This window comes from Heyndrickxia sp. NPDC080065, from assembly GCF_050281185.1.
Lineage (GTDB): Bacteria > Bacillota > Bacilli > Bacillales > Bacillaceae_C > Heyndrickxia.
Window position 1 is genome coordinate 160,253 of sequence record NZ_JBNNWS010000010.1, and the last position, 24,645, is coordinate 184,897.

The window sequence follows — 24,645 nt, forward strand, 5'->3', positions numbered from 1 at the left end:
GTTATATAAATAAAATTATTATATTAGGAGGAAAAACTTTATGGCATTAAATCGAGATTTTTTAATGGGATTTTTATCTGGAACTGTTGTTGGTGCGGTAGGATATCGCTTATATGAACAAAACAGTGGTCAACTTAAGCGTCTTGTTCAACCAGGAAGCGCATATCCACAACAGCCGCAAGCTGGTTATCAACCATCTATCGAAGAAATCATTGCACAAAAAGAGCGCTTAGAAGATTTAATTGCAGAAATGCAAGTTAAATAAATAGTTTAAGAGGAAGGTAAATACGTTTTTCCATACAGAAGCAGTGTTAATATGGATATAATTCGATATATTTTTCAATATTTTCTTAAGATCATGAGTATATTATGAAATTACGTTTCTTTCGATAAAATATTAGCCGGTTTCTCTTTTACGTGAGGGAGATCGGCTTTTATTGATATTTAGGCTGATATAAATTGTTAATACGTAATATATTAATACACTTGGGCAAATCAGAAAATTCGCTTTTATCAATTAGTTAGTTTCTATATTATGTAAAAGTATGTTATCATTTTTCATAAACTGAAAGTGGAAAGGATAGATAACGATGTCATTTGAAAGTGTACAAGCCCATTTTAAACAATGGAATCGTGAACAAGATGTAATGGTATTTGATACATCGAGTGCTACCGTTGAATTGGCAGCAGAAGCCATTGGTGTCATTCCTGCTAGAATTGCGAAAACGATTTCCTTTAGGGGTGATGAAGATGGGAAAGCGATCTTGATAGTTGCTGCTGGTGATACAAAAATTGATAATAAGAAATTCAGACAAAGATTTGGTATCAAACCACGAATGCTTTCACCTGAGGAAGTGCTTGAGCAAACAGGACACGCCGTTGGCGGTGTTTGCCCATTTGGATTGAAAAATGAACTCGATGTCTACCTCGACATTTCAATGAAACGTTTTACTACTGTTTTCCCTGCATGCGGCAGTGCAAACTCTGCGATTGAATTGACAAATGATGAATTGCAACAATTTTCATCGGCAAAAGAGTGGGTAGATGTTTGTAAAGGATGGGAACAAGAAGAGGAAAAAGAGTCGATCGCTCTGAATAATAATGGGAATTAAAAATTTTTGAATTGTTGATATAAAAATCGTTTACATAAAAAACAGTTGGAATCATTCCTTCTGTTTTTTTTATTTCAATAATTCCCCTTTTCTGAATAAATAGAATCAACTATTACAAAGGTAATTTCCACCATAAAGTATTCAAAAATAGAAATTAAAACCGATATATAAGATTGTCGGAATAATTTTGATTAAATCAAAAGCTTTAAATAGGTTTTATCACAGACTATTTAATTATTTTTTTAGTATTCTTACATAATATAAAAGGTTAGAAAAAGAAAAGAATCTATATTTAGATGTAAATTTGCAACAGGTTTTAACTAAAAAGGAGAGATACTTATGTACAAACGTGTAACAAACCAAGAAGAATTGAATGTATTTCATCAAATTAAGCAGGTTTCCTGGGAGGGAAAAGGCTTCGATATGGAATATGCAAAAGAAGGTTCTGACCTTTTTCTATTTTATGGCGATGATGATTTACCAGGTGGAACATTTGAATTTACACCGTATCCACAGTTTACCAGTCCATTTATGAAAAATTTATTTAATGATGTTGTTCAAAAAAATATGGTTACTGTAGAAATAGATAGTTTTTCAGTTTTACCTAAATATCGCGGAAAACTTGGTCGTGAAATAATTTGTTTTCTATTAGATTATGCTAAAAAAACTGGCTATACACATGCTGTCGCTATTTCTGACCCAGCTGTTTTTCGTTCTTTTAATAAAACTTATCATATTAGAGCTACTCAAGTAAAAGAACAAATTTGGTATAAAGGTGATTATGTAATTCCTGCTTTATTTCATTTACAAGAAGCATACGACAATATTCATGATGAAAAATTTTCATGGTTCAAGCAACCAATTGAAAAGAAAGAAGGAGTTTTATTATGAAAAACTATGAATTAATAAGAAAGAGAAATAATTGGGTTGTATTTGTATTTGTAGGAACGATAACAGCTGTTGAGATTTTAAACCTTATTTTAGGAATACCCTTTAGTTTTGTTATATCTCTCATGGGGATATTATGTGGAGTAATTGCTCCATTTACATTTATTGCTAATAAAACAAAATTTAAAGATAAATTAGTTATTCCCATGCAATACTTTAACTTATTAGTTATTGGCATTTTTATGTTTGTGGCTATTTCATTAGATCCTCATTTGATTAATATCATGAGTTTATTTTTCTTCGTAGCTGTTATGGGGATTTATCAAGATAAATTGTTAAATTCATTAACCATTGTTTTTACTTTAGGGATTTTGATTTACTTTTATGTAACGCAAGGGGAACTCATATTTCATTCAACAAATTATACTGATTTGATTTACTATGTTTTAACATTTTGTTTTGTCTCTATATCAAGTTTTATGCAATCCATGTTTAATAACAAATTGCAACAAGAAATAGTAGTTCAAAAAGAAGAGGCTGTCAATTCAAAAGAATCAATGGAAAACATGTTGAAACAAATAAACAATTCTCTTATTTCCGTTAAAAAATATCAAGATAACTTGAATAATACATCGAATGAAGTAAGTGAACAATCTTCTGAAATTATTCAATCTATCCGAAACATTATTGAATCATTTGATATTCAAACGATGCAATCAAATGAATTGGTATCTGGAATGGCTGAGACAAATGAACAAGTAGATGACATGACAAAATCTATGAAAGAAATGAATGAATATCTCGAATCTACACAAGAAGCAACAAAAGAAAGTGGAAATAAAATCGGTGTCCTGGAAAATGATTTGGAAAGTTTTAATGGAAACATTCAAAAAACCATTAATTACATGCATGAAATTCATTTGGAAACTGAAAATATTGAGAAAATCATCCAAACAATTTCGGATATTTCAGCTCAAACGAATTTATTGGCATTAAACGCTAATATAGAGGCTGCACGTGCTGGCGAACATGGAAAAGGATTTGCTGTTGTAGCTACTGAAGTAAGAAAACTTGCTGAATCATCAAAAGAATCTTCGGAAACCATTTCTAAGCTTTTATTAACTTTTAAAGAACGTATTACTTTAGCATCTAATACTATTTCAGAATCTCAATCATCTATCGAGAAAAATAGAGGTAGTATGCAAGAAGTAAAAGATATTTTTCAAGATGTTGCGTCAAATATTAAGGACTTTACAGGTAAAACAGCCATTCTTAAAGATTTCATCTTGTCTGTACAATCGATGATGCAAGAAGTAGAAGCAAAGGCAGAAGAAAGTGTGACTATGACAGATTCTAATAAACAAAGTCTACATGATGTTTTAGAGCTTGTTTCTTCTCAACATGAAGAAATTTCTTCTCTATCAGTTGGATTTAAAAAGATTGAAAACGAACTTCAAGAACTTAATCATTAATTATTAATTTAAACTCTATTGGATTTCCAATAGAGTTTTTTTATAATTATTTTTTGTATAATAAGAATAACAGGAAATTTCAGTAGGTATTTTTTAAGTATTTACTCTTTTTAGCCTAATGGTCTATTTAGTTTGAAATCTATTTAATGTTGCTTAAGGGACTCAGAAGCCATATTGAAAATGGAGGTTGAAAAATGCCTGATATAAATCATCGTGTATACATTAAAGTTGATAAAGAAAATGTTTATAAAACACTTACAACGTCTGAAGGATGGAATGCCTGGTTCACAGACAACACCTCTATAAATTTAAATTCTGATGGAACGGGTGAAATTAGATTAAGGTGGACTGAGTTCGGAAGTAAAAAGGAAAATATTGAGGATGGCGGTAACATTCTTGAGGCAGTTCCTAATAAATCATTTGTTTTTCGATGGTCTCCAGGAGAGGGAGAAACAACAGTATCTTTTAAACTAGAATCTTTTAAGAAAGGAACTTTAGTCATTCTATGTGAGACGGGATATTCAAATTCTGAAAAGGATTTAGAAGCATGTTTAGGGTGCGCTGTAGGGTGGGGTGAAGCATTAACATTATTAAAAGTTTATTTGGAATGTGGCAATGTTTATAAGCAAGATTTATTGTGAAAACTTTGTTAAATTAGGTAAGGGAGAGGCACAAGTAAAATAAAAGTTCTAAAATCATTGAGTAGGTATATTTTCTTTATACCATTTTACTCATGTGTTAACGCTTTAAAGCATATATAATTAATAGCATAGCTTTTCCCCCTTATATATATACTTTTGATATCCAGATTATTTTCTGGATATTTTTTTTATCGGAACAGACCATTTTTAATTTTGATGCTTCATTATTTAAGAAATATCAGATAAATGATATAGTTAAAGAATAATAATTTATTCGAAGTTTTAGAAAAGAGGGAAATCATGAACAAGGATTTTTATGTACATAATCGGAATGATTTATACGAGAAGCTAGATGATAATTCATTACTTATTTTGTTTGCAGGCAAAGCTCCACAAAAATCAGCTGATGAGGATTATAAGTTTGTTCCTAATCGTAATTTTTATTACTTAACAGGGATAGACGAACCGAATATTATATTTCTAGCAAAGAAGATGGATAATAAGGTTGAGGAATATCTTTTTATTAAAAAAGCTGATCCTGTAATGGAAAAATGGGTAGGAAAAACGATATCTGCTGAAGAAGCTGCTGCTATTTCTGGTATTACTAATATTCGATTGATTGATCAATTTGAATCTGTTTTATCACAAACACTATTATCTATCTCGGCAGCTAATTTGTATTTAGATCTTGAGAGAAGAGAAATGGATACTGCCACAACAAAAGCACAGCAATTTGCAAATAAAATACATATGAATTATCCATTTTTGCAAATTAAAAATGTGTATCCAGAGATTTGTGAACTACGGGTTTATAAAAAGCCTGAAGAAATTGAGAAGATAAACAAAGCTATAGAAATAACCATTGCTGGTATTAAGAATTTAATGAGCCATGCTAAAGGCGGAATGAAAGAGTATCAACTTGAAGCTTATTTTGACTTTACACTTAAATCAGAAGGTGTAAAAGATTATGCTTTTCCCACAATTGTGGCAAGTGGAAAAAATGGGACAGTTCTTCATTATGATAAAAATGATTCTATCGTTGAAGATGGCAGCCTTGTTCTTCTTGATTTAGGTGCACAATATGACTATTACAGTGCCGATATTAGCTATACATTTCCGGTAAATGGAAAATTCTCAGAAAAACAAAAAACTTTTTATAATATAGTTTTAAAAGCTTTGAGAGAAACAACAGCACTGATCAAACCAGGTGTACCATTTGCTAGATTAAATGAACATACAAAGAAAGTACTAGCTGAAGAATGTATCAAGGTCGGGTTGATTAAAGAAGAAAGCGAGATTAGTAAATATTATTATCACGGTGTCAGCCATTTCCTTGGTTTAGATACACATGATGTTGGAAGTTACAAGGACTTAGTTTTAAAACCGGGAATGGTATTAACCGTTGAGCCGGGTCTATATATCGACGAAGAAGGTATAGGAATACGAATTGAAGATGATGTATTAGTTACAGAAGAGGGTCATGAAGTTTTATCAAAGGATATTATCCGTTCTGTTGAAGAAATCGAGGCATTTATGAGTAAATAATTTGAACAGCTCTGTAGAGTGAATTTCTGCAGGGCTTTTTTAGTTATGCGAATGAAAAATATGACTCAAACTTGCCTAGTGAAAAAAGAAGTTGTTTGGATCAGAATTAACTAGATAAAAAAATTCCAAAAAACATAGTCACAGTCACTTTTGAAATTAAAGGCTGTTTTCGTAAAGGTTGTTGCTTTTAAGTGATATTTTATTAACAATCTGAGTTGATTGTAGCGGAGGACACTTGACTCCTGCGGGAAAAAGAGGGAAGTGGGAGACCCCACAGGCGGTAACGCCGAGGAGGCTCCCATCCCTCCCCGCGGAAAGCAAGTGTCTGGAGCGGAAATCAACGGACTAAGTCTATAGTCTAAAAACATCAATTTATACGAAGAGAGCCAAATTAAATAAACTAAATCATCATTCCTAAATTTGGAGTTATCGTCAATAAATGTGTCAGTAAAATTTATATTTTTATGTAGGATTTTCCAAAGTGGAAGTAGAAAGTTTTATACATGTATTTTATAGTAGGAGGATGAAGAAATGGCTGTAGATAGAACAACATTATTTTTAATCGATCAAAAAGAAGGATTAAGTTTAGAATTTAGTAAATTAGTTTCTATGATGAATTATACGCGAGTTAGGACTCTTGAAGAAGTGGAAAATTTAACAGTCGAAGAGTTGGATTTTCTTTATGATGAAGAAGCCAATTCGATTGGAATGCTTTTAGCACATATGACAGCAGTTGAAAAAGCCTATCAAATTGAAACCTTCAAAAATCGTGAGGTAACAGACGAAGAAATTGACAATTTGAACCCTGCCTTAGAATTAGGAAGTAGAGCTCGTAAAGAAATTAAAGGGAATACAATTGATTTTTATTTAAATGAACTAATTGAAGTGCGAAACAAAACAATTGAAACCTTTAAAACACTTCCAGATACTTGGTTGCTTAAACAAACTACATTTTGGTTTGATCAGCCTGCTAACAATTATTTTAAATGGTTTCATGTTTTCGAGGATGAACTTAATCATAGAGGGCAAATTAGAATTATCAAAAAAATGATGTTAAAGCATTTAGAAGTCTAATAAAATGCATTGTAGACCTCCATATTTTGAGGTGGAAGGAGTATTGTATATTTGTGCTATTACTTCTTCAATATGAGATTTAGTCAAATATTGGTATGGAAGGAAAAATGAACAGTCGTATTATATACTATACGATTGTTTCTTTTTATCTCGTGTTAAAACAAAAAAGTCTTTATGGAAAATAAAGACTTAAGATTCACATAATATTATATATTGGAAGTAGATAGGAGAGGTTACAAATTTAATTTTTGTTTAATTTTCTCAATATCACGTTCATGTTTTTCGGTTTTTTTGAAAAGTAAGTTTATATCGGAGTCTGATTCTGATTGTTTGTGTCTTAAGTCTTGTCTTATATTTGTGAAATTTTCAGTCAAAAGAGTAGTACTGTGTCTAAGCATTTCTTTTAATTCATCCTGGCCTATTTCTAAATGATCTAATCTTCCATCGACAGTATCAAATCTTTTGCCAACTTCATCGAAGTTTTTATCCACATCGTCAAATCTTTTATCAATTGCAATAAAATTTTTATCGACTGTATCAAATCTTTTATCGATTTCAACGAACTTTTTGTCTATACCATCTAAGCGGTGGTCAATCCCGTCGAATCGTTTGTCCATACCAACTAATATTTTGTTAGTCCTCGTTTGTCCTTCATTTAACTTTTCAACACTTTGCTCAAGTCGATGCACCATCTCTTTAATTTCATGATCCATAATCAAAACCTCCTTTTAATAATTTGTCCTATAGTCCTAATTATATCATTGTCACATAAACAGAACGAGTGTTCTTGAAAAACATATTCAATTCTAAAGTTAAATTAGTACTCAATAATATTATTATGTAAACTGGAAATAGCTGTATATTTTTAAACTTAGCGTTTTTCCAAATTATTTCCAAGATAATCACCATGAACATAATACGCTTAAATTTTCTTTCAATTTAAAAAATATAAAGGTATTTTGTTTCGTGCGTCGAAGTATAAAAGTAGAACAACTTGAAAGGGGACAAAATATATGAGCAATCAAGATTTAGAACGTATTCGATTATCGGTAAAGGAACTAGCGTCTGTTTCTATTGAAAAATTAAAAAAATATTTAAGCTTGCCAACGGTATCTGCTCAAAATAAAGCCATACCTGAAACGGTAGACTATGTTGTAGGAATGATTAAGGAAATAGGTGGTGAAGCGAAAGTTTTAGATGATCTTGGGGGAAATCCCGTGGTTTACGGTTTTTTTCCTGCAGGGAAAAAAGGAGATTCATCGAAAACTCTTCTCTTTTATAACCATTATGATGTACAGCCACCTGAACCGTTGGATGAATGGAACACAGAACCTTTTAAGCCTACTATTATCGATGGAAAATTGTTTGCTAGAGGGGCATCGGATAATAAAGGTGATTTAGTTGCAAGATTAAGCGCGATCAACGTATTACAAAAATTAGAGGGTGGATTACCTTGTAATGTGAAATTTTTAATCGAAGGGGAAGAGGAAATTGGCAGCCCCAATTTAGCCCCTTATCTTGAAAAATATCGTGATTTATTTCATGCGGATGCTTGTATCTGGGAATTCGGCGGTAAGGATGAGAAGAATAGGATAAGTATGGTAGCTGGTATAAAGGGAATGGCCTATATGGAACTAACATGTGTTGGAGCAGATATTGATATGCATTCTTCTGTAGGAGCATATGTAGATAATGCTGCATGGAGGCTGGTTCATGCACTAGGTACAATGAAAAATCAACAAAATGAAATATTAGTTGATGGTTTCTTTGATGGAGTGCTAGAACCTACAGAAAGTGAGAAGCAAGCTGTACATAGCTTACCTTTTGACGAAAATGCCATTAGTCGTCTCTATGGACTAAAGAGGCCACTCATTACAAAATCTAAAGGTGTTGACCCGCGTGAAGCGATGGTTTTTCACCCTACTATGACGATCTGTGGACTAGAAGGTGGTTACACAGGAGAAGGAGCTAAAACGGTTTTACCGAAAAAAGCTATGGCGAAGATTGATTGTCGATTAGTACCTGGTCAAGATCCTGATCATATTTTTCATTGTATTAAAAGGCATTTAGAATACCACGGTTTCGATGATGTTGAAGTGAAGTTAATCAATGGACAAAAAGCTTATCGATCAAGCTACAATCATCCATTTGTTACTCATGTTTTGAACACGGCAGAAGAAGTTTATCAAAATGATGTAATTCTAGCTCCGAATTCAGCTGGAACGGGACCGATGTACATTTTTGGTGAGCAATTAAAGCTTCCAATTGTCAGTACAGGTGTTGGCTGGGTAGAATCAAAAGCACATGCACCTAATGAATCCATTCGTATTCAAGATTTTGAAGATGGTATCGTCCATATCGCGTACATGTTAACAGGATTTTCTACTGCATTAACAGAGGAAAATATTGCTGTAGAAAAGTAATTTTATTATGGATTCTGGATTGAAGGGTACCCTGCTTTGATAGTGGGGTTTCTTTCATTTACGTATATCTTGTTTATTCGTAATATCTTAAATAGAGTAAATGATTGACAATCAAATTGAAGCTATGTTATATTTATCTCGAATTCGAGATATTTGAATTCGACTCAAATATAAAATAAATTTCAGAATCAATGAAAAAATAGTTAATATATTATCTCTATAGGAGGATCTATAAATGAACCATTTAAAAGGAATTCATCATGTTACTGCGATTACAAGTAGTGCGGAAAAAAACTACGAATTTTTCACATATGTACTTGGAATGCGCTTAGTTAAAAAAACGGTGAATCAAGATGATATTCAAACTTATCACTTATTCTTTGCAGATGACAAAGGCAGTGCTGGTACTGATATGACTTTCTTTGATTTTCCAGGAATTCCAAAAGGAAGTCATGGAACAAATGAAATAGCAAAAACATCATTTCGAGTACCAAGTGATGCAGCATTAGACTATTGGGTTAAACGTTTTGATCGTCTAGAAGTAGAACATACTGGCATTAAAGAACAATTTGGCAAAAAAACTCTTTCTTTTGTTGATTTTGATGATCAACACTATCAATTAATTTCAGATGAGAACAATAAAGGGGTTGAATCAGGTACACCTTGGCAAAAGGGACCGATTCCACTAGAATATGCAATTACAGGTTTAGGACCTATTTTTGTACGTATTGCAGACTTTAAATATTTTAAAGAAATGATGGAAACAGTTCTACTATTTAAGGAAATAGCTAATGAAGGATCATTTCATTTATTTGAAGTTGGAGAAGGAGGAAATGGTGCCCAAGTCATAGTGGAACATAATGTTATTCTCCCTCCAGGAAGACAAGGATATGGTACGGTACACCATGCTGCCTTCCGAGTAGAAGATCGTACCGTTTTAGAAGAGTGGGTCCAACGTATGGAAGGCTTTGGTTTCCATACTTCTGGTTATGTTAATCGTCACTTCTTTGAATCTTTATACGCAAGAGTAGCACCACAAATTCTATTTGAATTTGCAACCGATGGTCCAGGCTTCATGGGAGACGAACCGTATGAAACCCTAGGAGAAAAACTATCATTGCCACCATTCCTAGAACCTAAAAGAGAAGAAATCGAAAAAATGGTTCGACCAATCGATACAGTAAGAAGCACAAAGGAATTTGTAAAGGAATAGGGACAAGGTGTCTTGTCGCAGGGACAAGGGGTCTGGTCCACCGTCCCGCAGGCAAGGTCTAATAAACTAATTCTTTGTAAAAAGCTTTGTAGAGAGAGAAACTCTGCAGGGCTTTTTTTGTCGTATGAAGCTCGAGGGGGGATAGTTTACTGTGTCTTCCTGGAGAATAATGGTATACTTTGATTATTGGAAATTTTTTGTTGAGGTGATTGATGAATGAAAAGCAGAGCAAAGTATCCATTTGTGTACTTTTTCATGGAACCGAATATTATTTTTGTTTATAAAATTGAATCGGATTATTATTTAAATTTAGAAACAGTGAGTCACAGAGGAGAATGGAAAACTTTCGAGCTTGGGGATGGTGAAGACTTCGATTCATTTAATCACAAAGAAAGCAAGGCATTAGAAGGTCGTGGATACCTGATTAGTCAAAAAGATAACATAAAAATGCTTAACATCATTAATCAACAAATTCAACGACATCGCCAACAAACTAATCAAGAAGATGTCAGTCCAGTTCATATCGTCAGTTCAGAACATGCTGCAGGTTGTTTAAGAGTAGCTTTAGAGCGTCCGAAACAGGTCATCGGTTTCCCTGGCTTTTTTTCAATCGGACCATTATGGATGTTAGAAAGTCAAGAAGGACAAGCTTTTCGAAATGATTGGTTGAAAGATCATATTAATTTTGAAATGGATGATTATGTTTATGAAAATAATTTTGCTAATACATTGCTAGAAATTGAAGATATAATTGAGAAGGCTCCAATTCATATTTGGTATGGGAACAATCCCGATGAACAAACAGGACTTCGCTTCATCCTTCGGTTATTGAAGAATAAACGAAATGATATTTTCCTTTTCAACTCATCTGAACTTTTTCAGTCATTTACGAAACCAGATGATGAAGAACAAAATATTCTTCATACTGCTGGGTTGCATCCACAGCAAATAAGAAAAATATATGACAGATTCAAGACAAAACCTCTGACAGAAAAAGAACGAGTTCAATATCAAAATGAATGGGAAATACTCACCCAATCAAAAGAAATATTACGTTTGTATAAAAAGAATGAAATTATCCATGTTCCTGAAAATTATTATGATTCATTAATCCTTGATATCTTGAAAAACCTTCATGAAAAACAAGATGAAAAAGATTTCATCTTGACGGGTCGACTCATCGGTACATTAATACAATTAGACAAATCACTAGATCATTCATATATGGAATATAGAATCAGGGAGTTAGTATATAGCGGCGTACTTGAAATGAAAGGTGTTCCTAAATCGATGCGCCATTATCGGGTGAAGTTAAAAATGTAACTTAATCTTTTGATCATTTTTTTAGACTTATGTTAGATTGGTCTTTCATTTGGCAGAAAAGAGTGCTAATATGTAGGAGTACATTTTCTCGTAGTACAGGACTACTAATCTAATGACGAAATAAGTTAATTTAATATAGAAAAATCCGCAATTGCGGTAGAGGTTCTAGCTACCCTCTTTAAAAAACTAATGAAACAGTACGTTTTTTTAGTTGTACTGTTTTTTTATTTGGCTGTGTTAAAAAATATGATGATTGATTCGAGGATAAAAGACCATTAAGCTCTACTACTCTGATCATTTGTTTTCATCATTGTCCTTTAACAAAGCCTTTTTATTTTCTTTAACAATTAGTATGGGTAGGCTGATTTCCTCTTTTGGCCGTTTTTACATATGTAAAACGGCGATGAAAGGGAATTGCCTACTTATTTTTTTGGAAAATATTATGTTAGTTTTGAGCTATCTATATATTAAAAACTTATTTTCAAAAAAAGGAGTTTTTGACTTGAAAAAAGAGAAAGCAATTGTTGTGTTTAGTGGCGGTCAAGATAGTACAACTTGTTTGTTTTGGGCATTACAACGATTTGAGGAAGTCATTGCGGTAACGTTTGACTATAATCAAAGACATAAAACGGAAATTGAATGTGCAAAAAATATTACTAGTGAGCTTGGGATTAAACATCACATTTTAGATATGAGTCTATTAAATCAATTAGCTCCGAATGCTTTAACAAGAAATGATATTGAGGTCGTGGATGGGGAAGAAGGCGAGCTTCCGTCAACATTTGTTCCCGGTAGAAATTTATTATTTTTGTCGTTTGCAGGTGTGTTAGCGAGTCAAGTAGGTGCAAAACATATAATAACCGGTGTGTGTGAAACAGATTTCAGTGGTTATCCCGATTGCAGAGACATCTTTGTAAAATCATTAAATGTCACTTTAAATCTATCGATGGATGAGGGATTTGTCATACACACTCCATTAATGTGGCTTGATAAAGCGGAAACTTGGAAATTGGCCGATGAGCTTGGTGCATTTGATTTCGTCCGTGAAAAAACGTTAACGTGCTACAACGGAATGATTGCTGATGGATGTGGAGAATGTCCTGCATGTAAATTACGAAAAAGGGGTCTAGAAGCATATTTGAAAGTAAGAAATGAATTAAAATAATTGGAGTTGATCTTATGTTACAGCAGTTTTACCCGCAACCATTTCCACATTCCTATAAATTCGAGTTGAATAAGGATATGAACTTTTCGTCAGCACATTTTATCCCTAATGATAAGGCGGGAAAATGTTCTTTAACTCATGGACATACATATTTTGTTAATCTTACTATCGTTGGGGATGAATTAGATGAAATGGGGATGTTAGTGAATTTTAGCGATTTGAAAAAATTAGTTCACGGAAAGTATGACCATCATCTCTTAAATGATTTCCCTGAATTTAAGAAAATGGCTCCATCAACAGAGGTTGTTGCACAAACCATTTATGGAGTGGTTGAAGCCTATTTAGTAACACTAGCTAATCAACCAAAATGCATCCAAGTAATGGTTCGCGAAACACCGACATCTTACGTAGTTTATCGACCAAAAGAGAGTAAGGGGAAATCTAATCATGAGTAATGGAAAAATTCCTGTAATCGAATTATTCGGGCCTACTATTCAAGGAGAAGGCATGGTAATTGGAAAGAAAACGATGTTTGTGCGTACGGCAGGTTGTGATTATCGTTGTTCATGGTGTGATTCTGCTTTTACTTGGGATGGTTCAGAAAAAGCAAATACCAGATTATTAACCGCATCAGAAGTTTATCGGGAATTAGTTCAATTAGGCGGGCAAAATTTTAACCATGTGACGATCAGTGGGGGAAATCCTGCCTTAATTGGGAAACCTATGTTGGAATTGATCCAATTATTACATGAGAATCATTGTAAGGTTGGGCTTGAGACACAAGGCAGCAAATGGCAAGATTGGTTTGTTCTAGTTGATGATCTAACGATTAGTCCAAAACCACCGAGCAGTGGAATGAAAACAGACTTTAACATTTTAGATAAAATGATTCAATCTTTGAACCCTGAAAAAATTAGTCTGAAGGTAGTTATCTTTGATAATAAAGATTTTGAGTTTGCTAAAGTAGTACATAAACGTTATCCAGATGTAGATTTTTATGTATCGGTAGGAAATAAAGATCCATACGAGGAAGGGGATATTTCTTCTCGATTATTGCAATCACTCGATTGGTTATGGGGTAAAGTGATAGAAGATCCGGAAATGAATAATGTTCGAGCCTTGCCTCAGCTGCACGCATTGGTATGGGCAAATAAGCGAGGAGTATAGTATGAGTAAAGTTTATAATGTAAATTTAGAAAATCCAAGTGAATTAGTTTTAGAGGGCAAACGACAACGGATTGCCGGTCATTTTGCTAATATAATAGAAGAATTGGGTTTGGATTTAACTGACCCTTCAATAAAAGATACACCAGCAAGAGTAGCGAAAATGCTAGTGAATGAGACTTGTAATGGTTTATTTTCAGAACCACCAGTTATTACGACATTTCCTTTAGATGAGAATACTTCAAGAGAGCTTGTGATCATTGAAAATATTCCATTCAGTTCTTTATGTGAGCACCATTTTCAACCTTTTATAGGAACAGCGACGATTGCCTATCTGCCAAATGATCGAGTAATGGGCCTATCTAAAGGCGCAAGGGTTTTAGATTACTTTGCTTCCCGTCCACAAATTCAGGAGCGACTAACAAATGAAGTGGCACAATATTTATTTAAACATTTAAACGCAAAAGGCGTATTCATCATGATTCATGCAGAACATTTCTGCATGAAAGTACGTGGAGTGAAAAAACATAACTCCTCCACTATAACAACTGCAATTCTTGGTGAAATTAACAAAACAGAAGTACTTTCCTCTATTCAACTAGCAAGGAAATAATGAGTGGGACAAGGGACCGGGTCCCTTGTCCCTACTTATTTGGTGGTTTTCGACAACAAAAACTATTAACAAAGCCATTTGTATATCACCTTTAGATATTTTTTATAATTAGCCGTATAATAAAGATATAATTTAATATCGTACTTTTCGTTAATTGCCAATTTTATCTTTATATAAAAAAGTAAACCTCTTTAAAAACATATAATTATGAAGCTGAAAAGCTATTTTTCCCATTATTTAAGAATATCATCAAAAAATCAGATCCTGAAGTGGTATATCCTCGGAAAGGGGCATGGAGTTTGAATATAAGATTAAACCAAAAAATCATTCAAGAAAGGTGTGGTGTTGTCTCATACAAAAGAGGCGAGGCTTTTTTTCACGCTCATAAAGTAATATTTCAAAAATATGGATTTGATCGAACTGAAGCTATCGTTTCAGGAATGGAAAATTTCCATGTCCTCATTGAAGAAGATGTGAATGGAGGGATTCACACAAAATGCAGTTGTCCTACACTTACTTCATTTCAAAGGGATTGTCAGCATATCGCAGCGGTTCTAATTGCTATATACGAGCATCAGCGTAAAGGAACACTGCCCGTTATTCCAATTGAAACACAATCCTTAACTACAATAGATAAGAATTTGACAGATGGATTGCTGAACATTTTCAATGATCATCCAAAACGACCTAGTGGCCATCAGCTTCACTTTGAAAATCGACAAGTACTGAATGCCGAATTTATCTGCAAACCTATTTCGACAGAAAGGGGATATATGTTCGGTATTGAAATGAATATAGGCGCGATCCACATTCAAAATATCCGCGATTTTCTGGCCCAGGTGAAAAAAGGTCACTCTAGTTTGCTTTCAAGTTCATTTACATACGATCCAAGCGTATACTGTTTTCAAATGGATACAGACGCGGTAATACAACAGTTAATCCAAGTGATACAGGATGAAAAAGTTTTTGTTGAAGAATTATCAGATATAGAGACTTACACATTTTATGAAGACATATTGCTCATTCCGCCGTCTTCTTGGAAAAGGCTGTATCCCTTGCTTTCAAATGCTCCTTCAGTAACGCTTGAGTATCAAGGACAATATGTCAATGGTCTCCACATCTCTGAAGAAAATCTTCCATTACAATTTGATCTTGAAGAAACTGAAAATAATAGCTTCTCACTTATGATCAAAGAATTGAATCGAATAATTGTTCTCAATTCCTACCATTCTGTGCTATTTGAAGGGAAATTGATCCAGCTAAAAAGCGAGGAAAGTAAGCGTTTATCAGACCTAAAGCAAATGTTAGATGGCTCAGGTACGAATCAAATATCATTTTCCAAGAATCAAATAAATTTATTTCTAGAAAAAGTCATTCCAGGTTTAAAAAAACTGGGTGAGGTTCATATCAAAGGAACGATGGTGGAGCAGTTTAGAAAGACACCGTTAAAAGCGAAGCTTTATTTGGATCGTCTTAAAAATCGTTTACTTGCTAGTTTGGAATTCCATTATGAAAATATGGTCATTAATCCATTGGAAAATAGAGAGATCCTAGCAGGATCTATGATAATAAGGGACATAGAGAAGGAAGATGAAGTCCTGCAAATAATGGATAATAGCTCGTTTACGAAGACGGACGAAGGCTATTTTTTACAAAATGAAGAGTTAGAGTATGAGTTTTTGTATCATAACCTGCCAAAACTGCAAAAGCTCGCTCAAATCTATGCAACAACAGCAGTAAGAAATCGGATATCTAAGGGCAATCATCCTCCTAAAATTAGAATAAAGATGAAAAAAGAACGTACAAATTGGCTTGAGTTTAAATTTGAAATGGATGGCATTCCTGAAAAACAAATTCGTGATATTCTTTTGGCTCTAGAGGAAAAACGGAAGTATTTTCGATTACGAGATGGATCTTTACTCTCGTTGGAGACAAGGGAAATGGAAGAAATTCATCGTTTTCTAAAAGCCCTTCCAGTTCAAAATGAAGATTGGGAAAGTCGCTTTGAAGTACCAGTTATCCAGGCTTTTCCATCTCTTGATTCGATAAATACAAGTCAAATATTTAATGTCGAGGAATCATTTCGTCATTTCTTAAAAACGTTGCAAAACCCAGGAAGCACGGAAATCGAGGTACCATTAAGTTTAGAAATGATCATGCGTGATTATCAAAAACAAGGTTACATATGGATGAAAACACTTGCAGGCTTTGGCTTCGGAGGAATACTCGCGGATGATATGGGACTTGGAAAAACATTGCAAAGCATTGCCTATATTCTTTCCGTACTACCTGAGATTCGAACAAGAAAGCTCCCAGTCTTGATTATTTGCCCATCATCATTAACGTATAATTGGCTTGGCGAAATGATGAAATTTGCCCCAGATATAAACTCCATTGTTGTAGATGGAAGTAAAAATGAGCGAAGTAACATACAGAAGGATGCTATGACAATGGATGTGATCATTACCTCCTATCCGTTGTTACGTAGAGATATAAAATGGTTTGAAAAACAAAATTTCCATACGGTGTTTTTTGACGAGGCACAAGCTTTTAAAAATCCAATGACACAAACGGCACGAGCTGTTAAAAAGATCCAAGCTGATCATCGATTTGCACTTACTGGAACACCAATAGAAAATTCACTGGAAGAGCTGTGGTCCATTTTTCATGTTGTTTTTCCAGAATTGTTTCTCGGGTTTAAAGAATATAGTAACCTTACTAGAAAGACCATTTCCCGAAGGATTCGTCCATTTTTGCTTCGAAGGTTAAAGGCGGAAGTCCTGTCGGAAATTCCTGAAAAAATCGAGTTGACAGATTCTGTTGATTTACTTCCTGACCAGAAAAAACTATATGCTGCCTATTTAGCGAAATTAAGACACGATACGTTAAAGCATTTAGATAAGGATACTATTCGAAAAAATCGGATCAGAATCCTAGCTGGTCTGACCCGGTTGCGGCAAATTTGCTGTCACCCTGCCTTGTTTGTTGATGGCTATAAAGGAAGTTCCGCGAAATTCCAACAGCTTTTGCAGATTATTGAAGAATCCAAACTATCCGGCAGAAGGATATTAATATTTTCGCAGTTTACAAAAATGCTCGAGATCATAGGTAGAGAATTAGTAAAACAAGGACTGCCATATTTTTACTTAGATGGACAAACGCCATCTGAAGACCGTGTTAAAATCTGTAATCGATTTAATGAAGGAGAACGTGATTTATTTCTCATCTCATTGAAGGCTGGAGGTACAGGCCTTAATTTAACTGGTGCGGATACAGTAATTCTTTATGATACTTGGTGGAATCCAGCGGTTGAGGATCAAGCAGCAGACCGTGCATATCGTATCGGTCAAAAAAATGAAGTACAAGTGATAAAACTTGTTGCCCGCGGAACTATCGAAGAAAAAATGAACGAACTTCAAGAGAAAAAAAGAAATTTAATCGAAGAAATTATTAATCACGAAGAACGAGCGTCGTTTACCTTAACTGAAGAAGACATTCGTGAAATATTGTGGGACAAGAGTTCCTTGCCCAAGTCGTGAATCTTTAGAGCATAGTACATTAACCGAAAAAAGAAAAATGATGTTCTTGTGAAAAATGAAAGTGAGGTTGGTTTACCGAAAAAAGAAAAAGAATGCCTTTACGGTAAATGAAAGGGAAGCTCATTGACTGAAGTAAGAAATAGAATGCTCTTGAGGTAAATAAGAGGGAGGTAGCGGATATGCATACAAAAATAAAAGAATTAGTTGATTTTACAAGAGATAAATACAATCTAAATGACTACCATTTATATGAATATCAGCTTTATCGTAAGGTAAATATGAACAATGAAACCGAATATTCTTTGTCAATGGAATGGTTTCCAAATCATATCACAAAACGGGAGGATGAGGATTTAAATCCTGATGGAACAGCGGTAGTGGAAATAGATTTTCATACAGCGCAGACGAAAAGCGTTATTTTTGTAGGAGGGAAAAGTTTTGTTACGGTACCTACCTTTAAACATTTTGATATAAATGAAGCGATCAAATATATTGAGTCAGAAACAGGTTTGAGGTATAGGGAACAATTCCAACAAACAAAAACTGAGGATAGTAGATTACATTTTCAAGCTTGTATTGATGGAACTCCTGTCTCTCCATCTGGCCTAATTGAGATTGAATGTGATGATGCAGGGAGGCTGATTCATTTTTCGGTGTTCCAGCCATTTCCTACTAGTGATGATGTAATAATAGAGAGTTACTCTCTTGCACTTGAAAATGTAGATTTCATAGTAAAAGAGCAATTGAAGCTGATTGAATTTCCTTCTGATGAACAGAAAAAGTTAGTTGCAGTTTATGGGATAGAGGAGATTTATATTACTAATAACGGTATATCTACACTCCCTTTCGAGTTTTTTGTAGATACTGGAGAATATATAAATATAGATAAACAGATGATTTGGAACGAACCTATTCCAATGAACTTTAAAAGAAATCTAATCAGCTTCCAAGAAGATATTACAATCGAACAAGCGTTATCAAAAGAAACTCATCCAGATACATTTCCGATAACGAATGTTGATAAATGTTTGAGTGTAGTAGAAGACTTTTTACGTCAGGTATATCCTGATGATACCGGAAAATGGATACTTAAAACATTGCATCGTGATAATGGCTACATACATGCCACCTTAAGGCTTGTCGAACAAAGTAAGGGTGTATTTCAAAGGAAACTTCTCGTTATGATCGATTCCAAGAGTCTTCGTGTGATTAATTATATAGATAATGAGCCACTTCTAGAAATGTTTGATAGCTATGAACAATCAGATTCTATAAAAATCGATAAAATCCAAGCATATGAAAGATTAAAAGATTTGTTCGAGTTGGAACCTACCTATGTATACGATCGAAAGAAAAGAAATTATATTTTATGCGGAAAACTTGATTGCGATTATGGTATTCATGCGTCAACTGGAGAAGTCCTTTTATTGAACAATCTTTAATTTATTTCCCAGTACCTTTTCCTCTAAGGATAAGGTACTGGGATTAATGTTATACTAGAGTACTATATTTCTAATTTTACATATAGCAGATATCTTTTTGCTCTTTGTGGGAAAACACTTTCGGGACTGTGCCCTGTCTAGTCCCCATGGATCATTCAATTCTATATCCCTTTTCAGGGTCTAATGTTTACCTTTAAGATTTATCAACAGATAATGAAGCTTCTTATATATATCAATAATCTCATCTAACTTCATCCTTACAAGTCCACTTGAGGAAGGGGCTACAAAGTCGATTGTTCCATGCACAACAGCTTCTTCTTGACGTCCCCAAGGGATCACTCGTTTTTTACTGTATTCTTGGTACACACCTTTCCCGACATAGCAAACAATTTTTGGTTGATACTTGGCAATTTTCTTTTTTAATATTTCCCTGCCTTTTTGATACTCATCCTTCGTTATTTCATCTGCTGCCTTTGTAGGTCTTGAAACTATATTCGTTAAACCATATCCAATGTCAAGCAGTTTGTAATCTTCCTCGGGATGAAATTTTCTCGGTGTGAGGCCAGATTCATATAGTATTTTCCAAAATCGATTATTAGGATTGGCAAAATGATGGCCAGTTTCACCAGAACGAATACTTGGATTGAAGCCAACGAACAAAATATCTAAATTGTTTTGTAAATGCTCAGGAATTGGATTCATGATTTCCTCCGAACGTTTGCAATGGTATTATAACTATTTTAACAAAAATAAAAAGAATTCCAATGAATGCAACCCAATCCCTTTTTAAAAAAATATTAAAGTTTATGCAGAGTTCGTTGAATAAGAAGGAAATATGTATAGTGAAAGAGAAATATTAATTAAGCAAGAAATGAATATCAAGATAGGAGAAAAGAAATGAACATTAAATCTGAAAGATTATTAATTCGTAACTTTGAACAGAATGATTGGGCAGCTGTACATGAATATACATCAGATGCTAATGTGATGAAATATATACCTGAAGGAGTTTTTTCAGATAAGGATACAATAGAATTTGTAAAAAAGAACATGGGGGATCATGCTGAGAAATTTCCCGTTATTTTAATAGATGAAAATGTCCTTATTGGACATATCATTTTCCATAAGTATTTTGGCAGCCATACATATGAGATTGGGTGGGTATTTAATCCAAAGTATTATAATAAAGGGTATGCTTCAGAGGCAGCAAAAGCTATATTGAAATATGGGTTTGAGAAAATGAAATTACATAGAATCATAGCTACTTGTCAGCCACAGAATATTCCTTCATATCGAGTGATGGAGAAAATTGGAATGAGAAGAGAAGGGTACTTTAAGAAGTGTATCCCACATGGAAATGAATGGTGGGATGAGTACTATTACGCTATTTTAGAAGAAGAGTGGAATTAATTTAAAGAAATTTTTGGACCAAAATAGGTATTTGTTTCATTTAAATGAATATCAAGAAAAAATGATTTACGCGACAGCTTTTGGCAAGCTGTCGCAGCAATGAGAAAAGAATGGTTATTTCAATGAAAGCTAACCTAAAGTAAAACGATTATTTCCTAGTGTTTTTATAACTTTCTTTGAAAAATTCAATCGTTCGTTGCCATGCTTCGATACTTGCATGAGCTGTTTCTTTCTTATTACCACCAGTCCATATGTTTGCTAGTATTGGTATGTACGGAAAGCCTACTTCATGACCGGCACCAGAATAGACAAGATGTTCATATGAGTATGGATGTTTAAATGTTTTTAAACGAGTCATTGCTATTTGATTGAACGATACTGAGTCGAAGTTTGCATCCTGTTCACCTGAAATGAATAGGATAGAACCATTTATACGTTCAACTGGGATGATTGTTTTTTCTAAAGTACTTTGGTTAGAAATAAGGGAGCGGTACCAAAAAGATAATGGATTTTCGTTATTATTCCACATTTGCTTACATTCTAATGCGACATCAACAGGATTTGTTGGAGAAGCATATGGAAGTGGATTATTTTTAAACGTCCAAGCTGGTGGTAAAATCAAATCATTCGACCAAGGAACAATTCCGGCAAATGAAATAGGTGATCCGTTCATAGAGACGGCAGCTTTTATTTCTGGAAAAAGACTTGCTGACCATAATGCCAATTCTCCACCTCTTGAAGTCCCATGGATTCCAATCCAGTCTTTTTCTACTTCTTTTCTTTCTTTTAACCAATCAATTGCAGATTGAATATATTCAAGAGGAATATTAGCTAGATTTTTTGGCAAATTGTCGACACCAAAATAGCCGAGGGCAAGAACATTAAAACCATTTGAAGCAAGTAATCCAGCAAGAAATTCAAAAATACCGCCTTCGGATCCTCCTACAACAATAATGCCAGGAAGTGAATTAGCACGTTGATTACGGAAATATGTTCCTACAAGCCCTGATTCTTTTACTGGTATTCGCGTAACTTCTGGAGAATACCAATAACGGGTTATTCGTTTTTCATCAATAATTTTCCCTTCATGTTCAAGATAAAGAAGAAATTCATTGGGAGCCAATTTGTTATATGGTTCATTTTCGTTTTCTTGAGAATTTTTGACTACCAATGACCAAAATAAACCCATGCCTTCTTTTCCGGAATAGGAACCAGAGAGGGGAGCATCCTCATTTAATGAAATCATTCCATTGGCGTCTGCACAAAAAAGGGCTCTTGATTCCCAATATTTAATCATTTTCAATGTTACAGAACGTCTTTTTAGACCGATGACATATTTTTCTCCAGGTTTTAAACCTACTGCCTGAATGTTAATATTTTGGTCAATTAAGGAAGTATGTAAATCTACTATAATTTTTGATTGGGTATGTATGGACATTTTTCCAACTCTTTTCTTGGTTAATGATTAATAGTTTACATAATAAAATTATGTTAAATTATAGTGCTAAAATAGAATCCGATTTATGTAAAAAATGGTATATCAGTATTTACAATACTTTTATAATAGCATTAATATTATAAAAGTAAGCATTTTTGTGTCAATTCTTTCAATTGTATTGTTTTTTATTGTATCTTATAAAAACGGTTATAGAATCTCAGTTTTTTTTAAGATTTAAGTATTTCAATTAACGAAAAAGAAAAAGTAAAACAGTGTTTTTTGTATAGGGAGTGGTGTACATAATGATAAAGGCTGTCATATTTGATTTAGATGGAACGTTGTTAAATAGAGACGAATCAGTAATAAAATTTATTGATAATCAATACGAGCGATTGAATCAATGGGTAAGCCATATACCAAAAGAAAAATATATTACACGATTTATAGAACTCGACAAACATGGGTATGTTTGGAAAGATCAAGTATATCAACAATTAACTAGGGAACTTAATATTACTGGGTTAACTTGGGAGGACTTACTTAAAGATTATATAAGTCAATTTAAGAATAATTGCATCCCTTTTCCAAATCTTTTTAGAATGTTGGATGAATTGAGAAATAACAACTTTTCATTAGGAATAATTACAAATGGTTTAGGGCATTTTCAAATGGATAACATAAAGGCTCTAGGTATTGAAAAGTATTTTCAAACGATCTTAGTATCTGAATGGGAAGGAATAAAAAAACCTGATCCCGAAATATTTCATAGAGCCTTGGAACAACTTAATGTTTTGCCAAATCAAAGTATTTATGTTGGCGACCATCCAGAAAATGATGTGAAAGCTGCACAAAACGTAGGTATGAAAGGAATTTGGAAAAAAGATATTCAATGGAACAATTTCTCCACAGATTTAATTATTAATGATTTAGCAGAATTACCTTCAATTATTTCGAATCTAAGCTAATAAAATACTGAATTTGGTATTACGAAAAGGACTGGGACGCGGGACCTGGTCCCGTGTCCCAGGTATTATTTAATTGATTTTAATCTTTTTCCCTTCTTTTGCAGACAAACGTACGGCATCAAGCACTTTTTGCGTCACTCGCCCATTTTCAAAGTCAGCAAGATAAGGATGTTTCTTTTCAGTACTAAACGTTTCATGAAGTGCATCAAGCATACGGTTAAAACCGTTGTAATATCTAGCGGCAATCACTGGCATTCCTTCCGGTGCTGTTATATCTGGTGCTAGTTCTACTTCTTTTAGTGGTGAATCCTCACTAGAGAAGAGAACTTTACTATCGTTAAGCATGACGAGTGTACCATTTTTTCCGAATATCTCAAGCTTACAGTCGTTATCAGCTTGGCGGGCAGATGAAAGAAATTCCAATGTCACTGTCGCACCATTTTTTAAAGTCCCAATAATTTGGAATGCATCATCAGCAGTACGGTGTTCTACATTACCTTGATCATCTGTAAATACAGGAACATGGGTTGAAAGATTTGCAAACACTTCTTTAAGTTCTGAATCCAGCCACCAATGGAGCGAGTCTACCATATGAGATCCAATCGCCCCAAGCATGCCTCCTCCTGTTTCTTTTTGACCAAGCCAACCTCGTGAATTTGAAATAAGGGAAGTGTAGCCTGAGAATGTATATTCATAGCGAACATGCATGATTTCTCCCATTTTTCCACTTTCTAAAATCTCTTTTACCTTTGTTCGAGCAGGTAGGAAACGGAATTCGTGATTGATAAGTCCGAATTTCCCAGCATCGTCTCGAGCAGAAATCATTTCTTCTGTTTCTGAGATATGTAATGCCATCGGTTTTTCACCTAATACATGGATCCCCTTTTTAAAAGCAGCAAATGTCATTTCCTTGTGCATATGAACAGCTGAAGCAATAACTACAAAATCGAGCTGTTCCTGATCAAGCATTTTTCTCCAGTCTGTGTACACGTTATTTACTCCGCTTGATTGTTTCACATTTTCCACATTTCCTCTTGAAACACTAGCAATTGCAACTACATCAAAACCATCATGAAAATTCATCATTGGTGCATGAACTTTTGCGCCAAAACCTGTTCCAATAATCCCAACCTTAAACTTGTTCAAACATATCAACTCCTTCTATGTCATTAAGTTAATAATAAGGAATTTGTTAGGGAATTGCGAATATTATGTATC

22 protein-coding genes and 1 riboswitch are annotated in these 24,645 nt (G+C 33.9%); of the genes, 18 read left to right on the top strand and 4 right to left on the bottom strand.

The annotated features are described in order from the left end of the window. Positions 1-40: 40 nt before the first annotated feature. The 7 genes from ACQKP0_RS14010 to ACQKP0_RS14040 all read left to right on the top strand — a co-directional run bounded on the left by ACQKP0_RS14010 (position 41) and on the right by ACQKP0_RS14040 (position 6,732). On the top strand, positions 41-265 hold the full coding sequence (locus tag ACQKP0_RS14010) for a hypothetical protein (protein WP_427406473.1): 225 nt from the start codon (positions 41-43) through the stop codon (positions 263-265). Positions 266-590: 325 nt separating this feature from the next. Continuing rightward, positions 591-1,112, top strand: a complete 522-nt coding sequence (locus ACQKP0_RS14015; protein ID WP_427406474.1) for a YbaK/EbsC family protein — start codon at positions 591-593, stop codon at positions 1,110-1,112. A gap of 339 nt (positions 1,113-1,451) precedes the next feature. Then, positions 1,452-2,003: a GNAT family N-acetyltransferase gene (locus tag ACQKP0_RS14020; RefSeq protein WP_427406475.1), complete on the top strand. Its 552-nt coding sequence runs from the start codon at positions 1,452-1,454 to the stop codon at positions 2,001-2,003. Further along, entirely contained in the window at positions 2,000-3,472 is a 1,473-nt protein-coding gene (locus ACQKP0_RS14025) for a methyl-accepting chemotaxis protein (protein WP_427406476.1), read from the top strand. The genes ACQKP0_RS14020 and ACQKP0_RS14025 overlap by 4 nt, the downstream gene beginning before the upstream one ends. Before the next feature lie 194 nt (positions 3,473-3,666). Continuing rightward, positions 3,667-4,113, top strand: coding sequence for an SRPBCC family protein (locus ACQKP0_RS14030; RefSeq protein WP_427406477.1), 447 nt, complete (start codon positions 3,667-3,669; stop codon positions 4,111-4,113). A gap of 300 nt (positions 4,114-4,413) precedes the next feature. Then, positions 4,414-5,658, top strand: a complete 1,245-nt coding sequence (locus ACQKP0_RS14035) for an aminopeptidase P family protein (RefSeq protein ID WP_427406478.1) — start codon at positions 4,414-4,416, stop codon at positions 5,656-5,658. Between the two features lie 531 nt (positions 5,659-6,189). Next, positions 6,190-6,732 (top strand): DinB family protein, encoded by a 543-nt coding sequence (locus tag ACQKP0_RS14040; protein WP_427406479.1) that lies wholly within the window; start codon positions 6,190-6,192, stop codon positions 6,730-6,732. 233 nt (positions 6,733-6,965) lie between these two features. Here the strand turns inward: ACQKP0_RS14040 and ACQKP0_RS14045 are convergent, their stop codons facing one another. Continuing rightward, complete coding sequence (locus tag ACQKP0_RS14045; RefSeq protein WP_427406480.1) at positions 6,966-7,445, bottom strand: hypothetical protein; 480 nt, start codon at positions 7,443-7,445, stop codon at positions 6,966-6,968. Between the two features lie 300 nt (positions 7,446-7,745). Between ACQKP0_RS14045 and ACQKP0_RS14050 the strand changes: the two genes are divergently transcribed. The 9 genes from ACQKP0_RS14050 (at position 7,746) to ACQKP0_RS14090 (ending at position 19,614) form a co-directional block, all read left to right on the top strand. Further along, complete coding sequence (locus tag ACQKP0_RS14050) at positions 7,746-9,155, top strand: M20/M25/M40 family metallo-hydrolase (RefSeq protein ID WP_427406481.1); 1,410 nt, start codon at positions 7,746-7,748, stop codon at positions 9,153-9,155. A gap of 235 nt (positions 9,156-9,390) precedes the next feature. After that, positions 9,391-10,368, top strand: a complete 978-nt coding sequence (locus ACQKP0_RS14055; RefSeq protein WP_427406482.1) for a ring-cleaving dioxygenase — start codon at positions 9,391-9,393, stop codon at positions 10,366-10,368. Between the two features lie 216 nt (positions 10,369-10,584). After that, positions 10,585-11,691, top strand: a complete 1,107-nt coding sequence (locus ACQKP0_RS14060; RefSeq protein ID WP_427406483.1) for a DUF1835 domain-containing protein — start codon at positions 10,585-10,587, stop codon at positions 11,689-11,691. 153 nt (positions 11,692-11,844) lie between these two features. Next, a riboswitch (PreQ1 riboswitch) is annotated at positions 11,845-11,887 on the top strand. 246 nt (positions 11,888-12,133) lie between these two features. Further along, complete coding sequence (queC, locus tag ACQKP0_RS14065) at positions 12,134-12,856, top strand: 7-cyano-7-deazaguanine synthase QueC (RefSeq protein ID WP_427406484.1); 723 nt, start codon at positions 12,134-12,136, stop codon at positions 12,854-12,856. A gap of 14 nt (positions 12,857-12,870) precedes the next feature. Beyond that, positions 12,871-13,311: a 6-carboxytetrahydropterin synthase QueD gene (queD, locus tag ACQKP0_RS14070; RefSeq protein WP_427406485.1), complete on the top strand. Its 441-nt coding sequence runs from the start codon at positions 12,871-12,873 to the stop codon at positions 13,309-13,311. Then, positions 13,304-14,023, top strand: coding sequence for a 7-carboxy-7-deazaguanine synthase QueE (queE, locus tag ACQKP0_RS14075; protein WP_427406486.1), 720 nt, complete (start codon positions 13,304-13,306; stop codon positions 14,021-14,023). Before queD ends, queE begins: the two co-directional genes overlap by 8 nt. 1 nt (position 14,024) lies before the next feature. Next, positions 14,025-14,633 (top strand): GTP cyclohydrolase I, encoded by a 609-nt coding sequence (gene folE / locus ACQKP0_RS14080; protein ID WP_427406487.1) that lies wholly within the window; start codon positions 14,025-14,027, stop codon positions 14,631-14,633. 299 nt (positions 14,634-14,932) lie between these two features. Next, entirely contained in the window at positions 14,933-18,172 is a 3,240-nt protein-coding gene (locus ACQKP0_RS14085) for an SNF2 helicase associated domain-containing protein (RefSeq protein WP_427406488.1), read from the top strand. 179 nt (positions 18,173-18,351) lie between these two features. Further along, positions 18,352-19,614, top strand: a complete 1,263-nt coding sequence (locus ACQKP0_RS14090) for a hypothetical protein (RefSeq protein WP_427406489.1) — start codon at positions 18,352-18,354, stop codon at positions 19,612-19,614. Positions 19,615-19,794: 180 nt separating this feature from the next. On the opposite strand, the gene mug is transcribed toward ACQKP0_RS14090, so the two are convergent. After that, positions 19,795-20,316, bottom strand: coding sequence for a G/U mismatch-specific DNA glycosylase (gene mug, locus ACQKP0_RS14095; RefSeq protein WP_427406490.1), 522 nt, complete (start codon positions 20,314-20,316; stop codon positions 19,795-19,797). A 195-nt stretch (positions 20,317-20,511) separates the two neighbouring features. On the opposite strand from mug, the gene ACQKP0_RS14100 reads away from it, so the two are divergent. After that, positions 20,512-21,024, top strand: a complete 513-nt coding sequence (locus ACQKP0_RS14100; RefSeq protein WP_427406491.1) for a GNAT family N-acetyltransferase — start codon at positions 20,512-20,514, stop codon at positions 21,022-21,024. A 148-nt stretch (positions 21,025-21,172) separates the two neighbouring features. On the opposite strand, the gene ACQKP0_RS14105 is transcribed toward ACQKP0_RS14100, so the two are convergent. Then, positions 21,173-22,462 carry an acyl-CoA thioesterase/bile acid-CoA:amino acid N-acyltransferase family protein gene (locus ACQKP0_RS14105; protein WP_427406492.1) on the bottom strand — a complete coding sequence of 430 codons (1,290 nt, stop codon included), beginning with the start codon at positions 22,460-22,462 and terminating at the stop codon, positions 21,173-21,175. A gap of 302 nt (positions 22,463-22,764) precedes the next feature. Between ACQKP0_RS14105 and ACQKP0_RS14110 the strand changes: the two genes are divergently transcribed. Then, a complete protein-coding gene (locus ACQKP0_RS14110; RefSeq protein ID WP_427406493.1) occupies positions 22,765-23,427 on the top strand; it encodes an HAD family hydrolase in 663 nt (220 codons plus the stop codon). Between the two features lie 69 nt (positions 23,428-23,496). On the opposite strand, the gene ACQKP0_RS14115 is transcribed toward ACQKP0_RS14110, so the two are convergent. Continuing rightward, on the bottom strand, positions 23,497-24,573 hold the full coding sequence (locus ACQKP0_RS14115; RefSeq protein WP_427406494.1) for a Gfo/Idh/MocA family protein: 1,077 nt from the start codon (positions 24,571-24,573) through the stop codon (positions 23,497-23,499). Between the last annotated feature and the right edge of the window lie 72 nt (positions 24,574-24,645).

Bases quoted from the DNA above. Each gene is read 5' to 3' on its own strand.
- queD (WP_427406485.1), top strand. From the start codon at position 12,871: ATGTTACAGCAGTTTTACCCGCAACCATTTCCACATTCCTATAAATTC.
- ACQKP0_RS14055 (WP_427406482.1), top strand. From the start codon at position 9,391: ATGAACCATTTAAAAGGAATTCATCATGTTACTGCGATTACAAGTAGT.
- ACQKP0_RS14100 (WP_427406491.1), top strand. From the start codon at position 20,512: ATGAACATTAAATCTGAAAGATTATTAATTCGTAACTTTGAACAGAAT.
- ACQKP0_RS14060 (WP_427406483.1), top strand. From the start codon at position 10,585: ATGAAAAGCAGAGCAAAGTATCCATTTGTGTACTTTTTCATGGAACCG.
- ACQKP0_RS14025 (WP_427406476.1), top strand. From the start codon at position 2,000: ATGAAAAACTATGAATTAATAAGAAAGAGAAATAATTGGGTTGTATTT.
- ACQKP0_RS14105 (WP_427406492.1), bottom strand. From the start codon at position 22,462: ATGTCCATACATACCCAATCAAAAATTATAGTAGATTTACATACTTCC.
- ACQKP0_RS14010 (WP_427406473.1), top strand. From the start codon at position 41: ATGGCATTAAATCGAGATTTTTTAATGGGATTTTTATCTGGAACTGTT.
- ACQKP0_RS14090 (WP_427406489.1), top strand. From the start codon at position 18,352: ATGCATACAAAAATAAAAGAATTAGTTGATTTTACAAGAGATAAATAC.
- queE (WP_427406486.1), top strand. From the start codon at position 13,304: ATGAGTAATGGAAAAATTCCTGTAATCGAATTATTCGGGCCTACTATT.
- ACQKP0_RS14040 (WP_427406479.1), top strand. From the start codon at position 6,190: ATGGCTGTAGATAGAACAACATTATTTTTAATCGATCAAAAAGAAGGA.
- mug (WP_427406490.1), bottom strand. From the start codon at position 20,316: ATGAATCCAATTCCTGAGCATTTACAAAACAATTTAGATATTTTGTTC.
- ACQKP0_RS14020 (WP_427406475.1), top strand. From the start codon at position 1,452: ATGTACAAACGTGTAACAAACCAAGAAGAATTGAATGTATTTCATCAA.
- folE (WP_427406487.1), top strand. From the start codon at position 14,025: ATGAGTAAAGTTTATAATGTAAATTTAGAAAATCCAAGTGAATTAGTT.
- ACQKP0_RS14045 (WP_427406480.1), bottom strand. From the start codon at position 7,445: ATGGATCATGAAATTAAAGAGATGGTGCATCGACTTGAGCAAAGTGTT.
- ACQKP0_RS14110 (WP_427406493.1), top strand. From the start codon at position 22,765: ATGATAAAGGCTGTCATATTTGATTTAGATGGAACGTTGTTAAATAGA.
- ACQKP0_RS14050 (WP_427406481.1), top strand. From the start codon at position 7,746: ATGAGCAATCAAGATTTAGAACGTATTCGATTATCGGTAAAGGAACTA.
- ACQKP0_RS14015 (WP_427406474.1), top strand. From the start codon at position 591: ATGTCATTTGAAAGTGTACAAGCCCATTTTAAACAATGGAATCGTGAA.
- ACQKP0_RS14035 (WP_427406478.1), top strand. From the start codon at position 4,414: ATGAACAAGGATTTTTATGTACATAATCGGAATGATTTATACGAGAAG.
- queC (WP_427406484.1), top strand. From the start codon at position 12,134: ATGTTAGTTTTGAGCTATCTATATATTAAAAACTTATTTTCAAAAAAA.
- ACQKP0_RS14030 (WP_427406477.1), top strand. From the start codon at position 3,667: ATGCCTGATATAAATCATCGTGTATACATTAAAGTTGATAAAGAAAAT.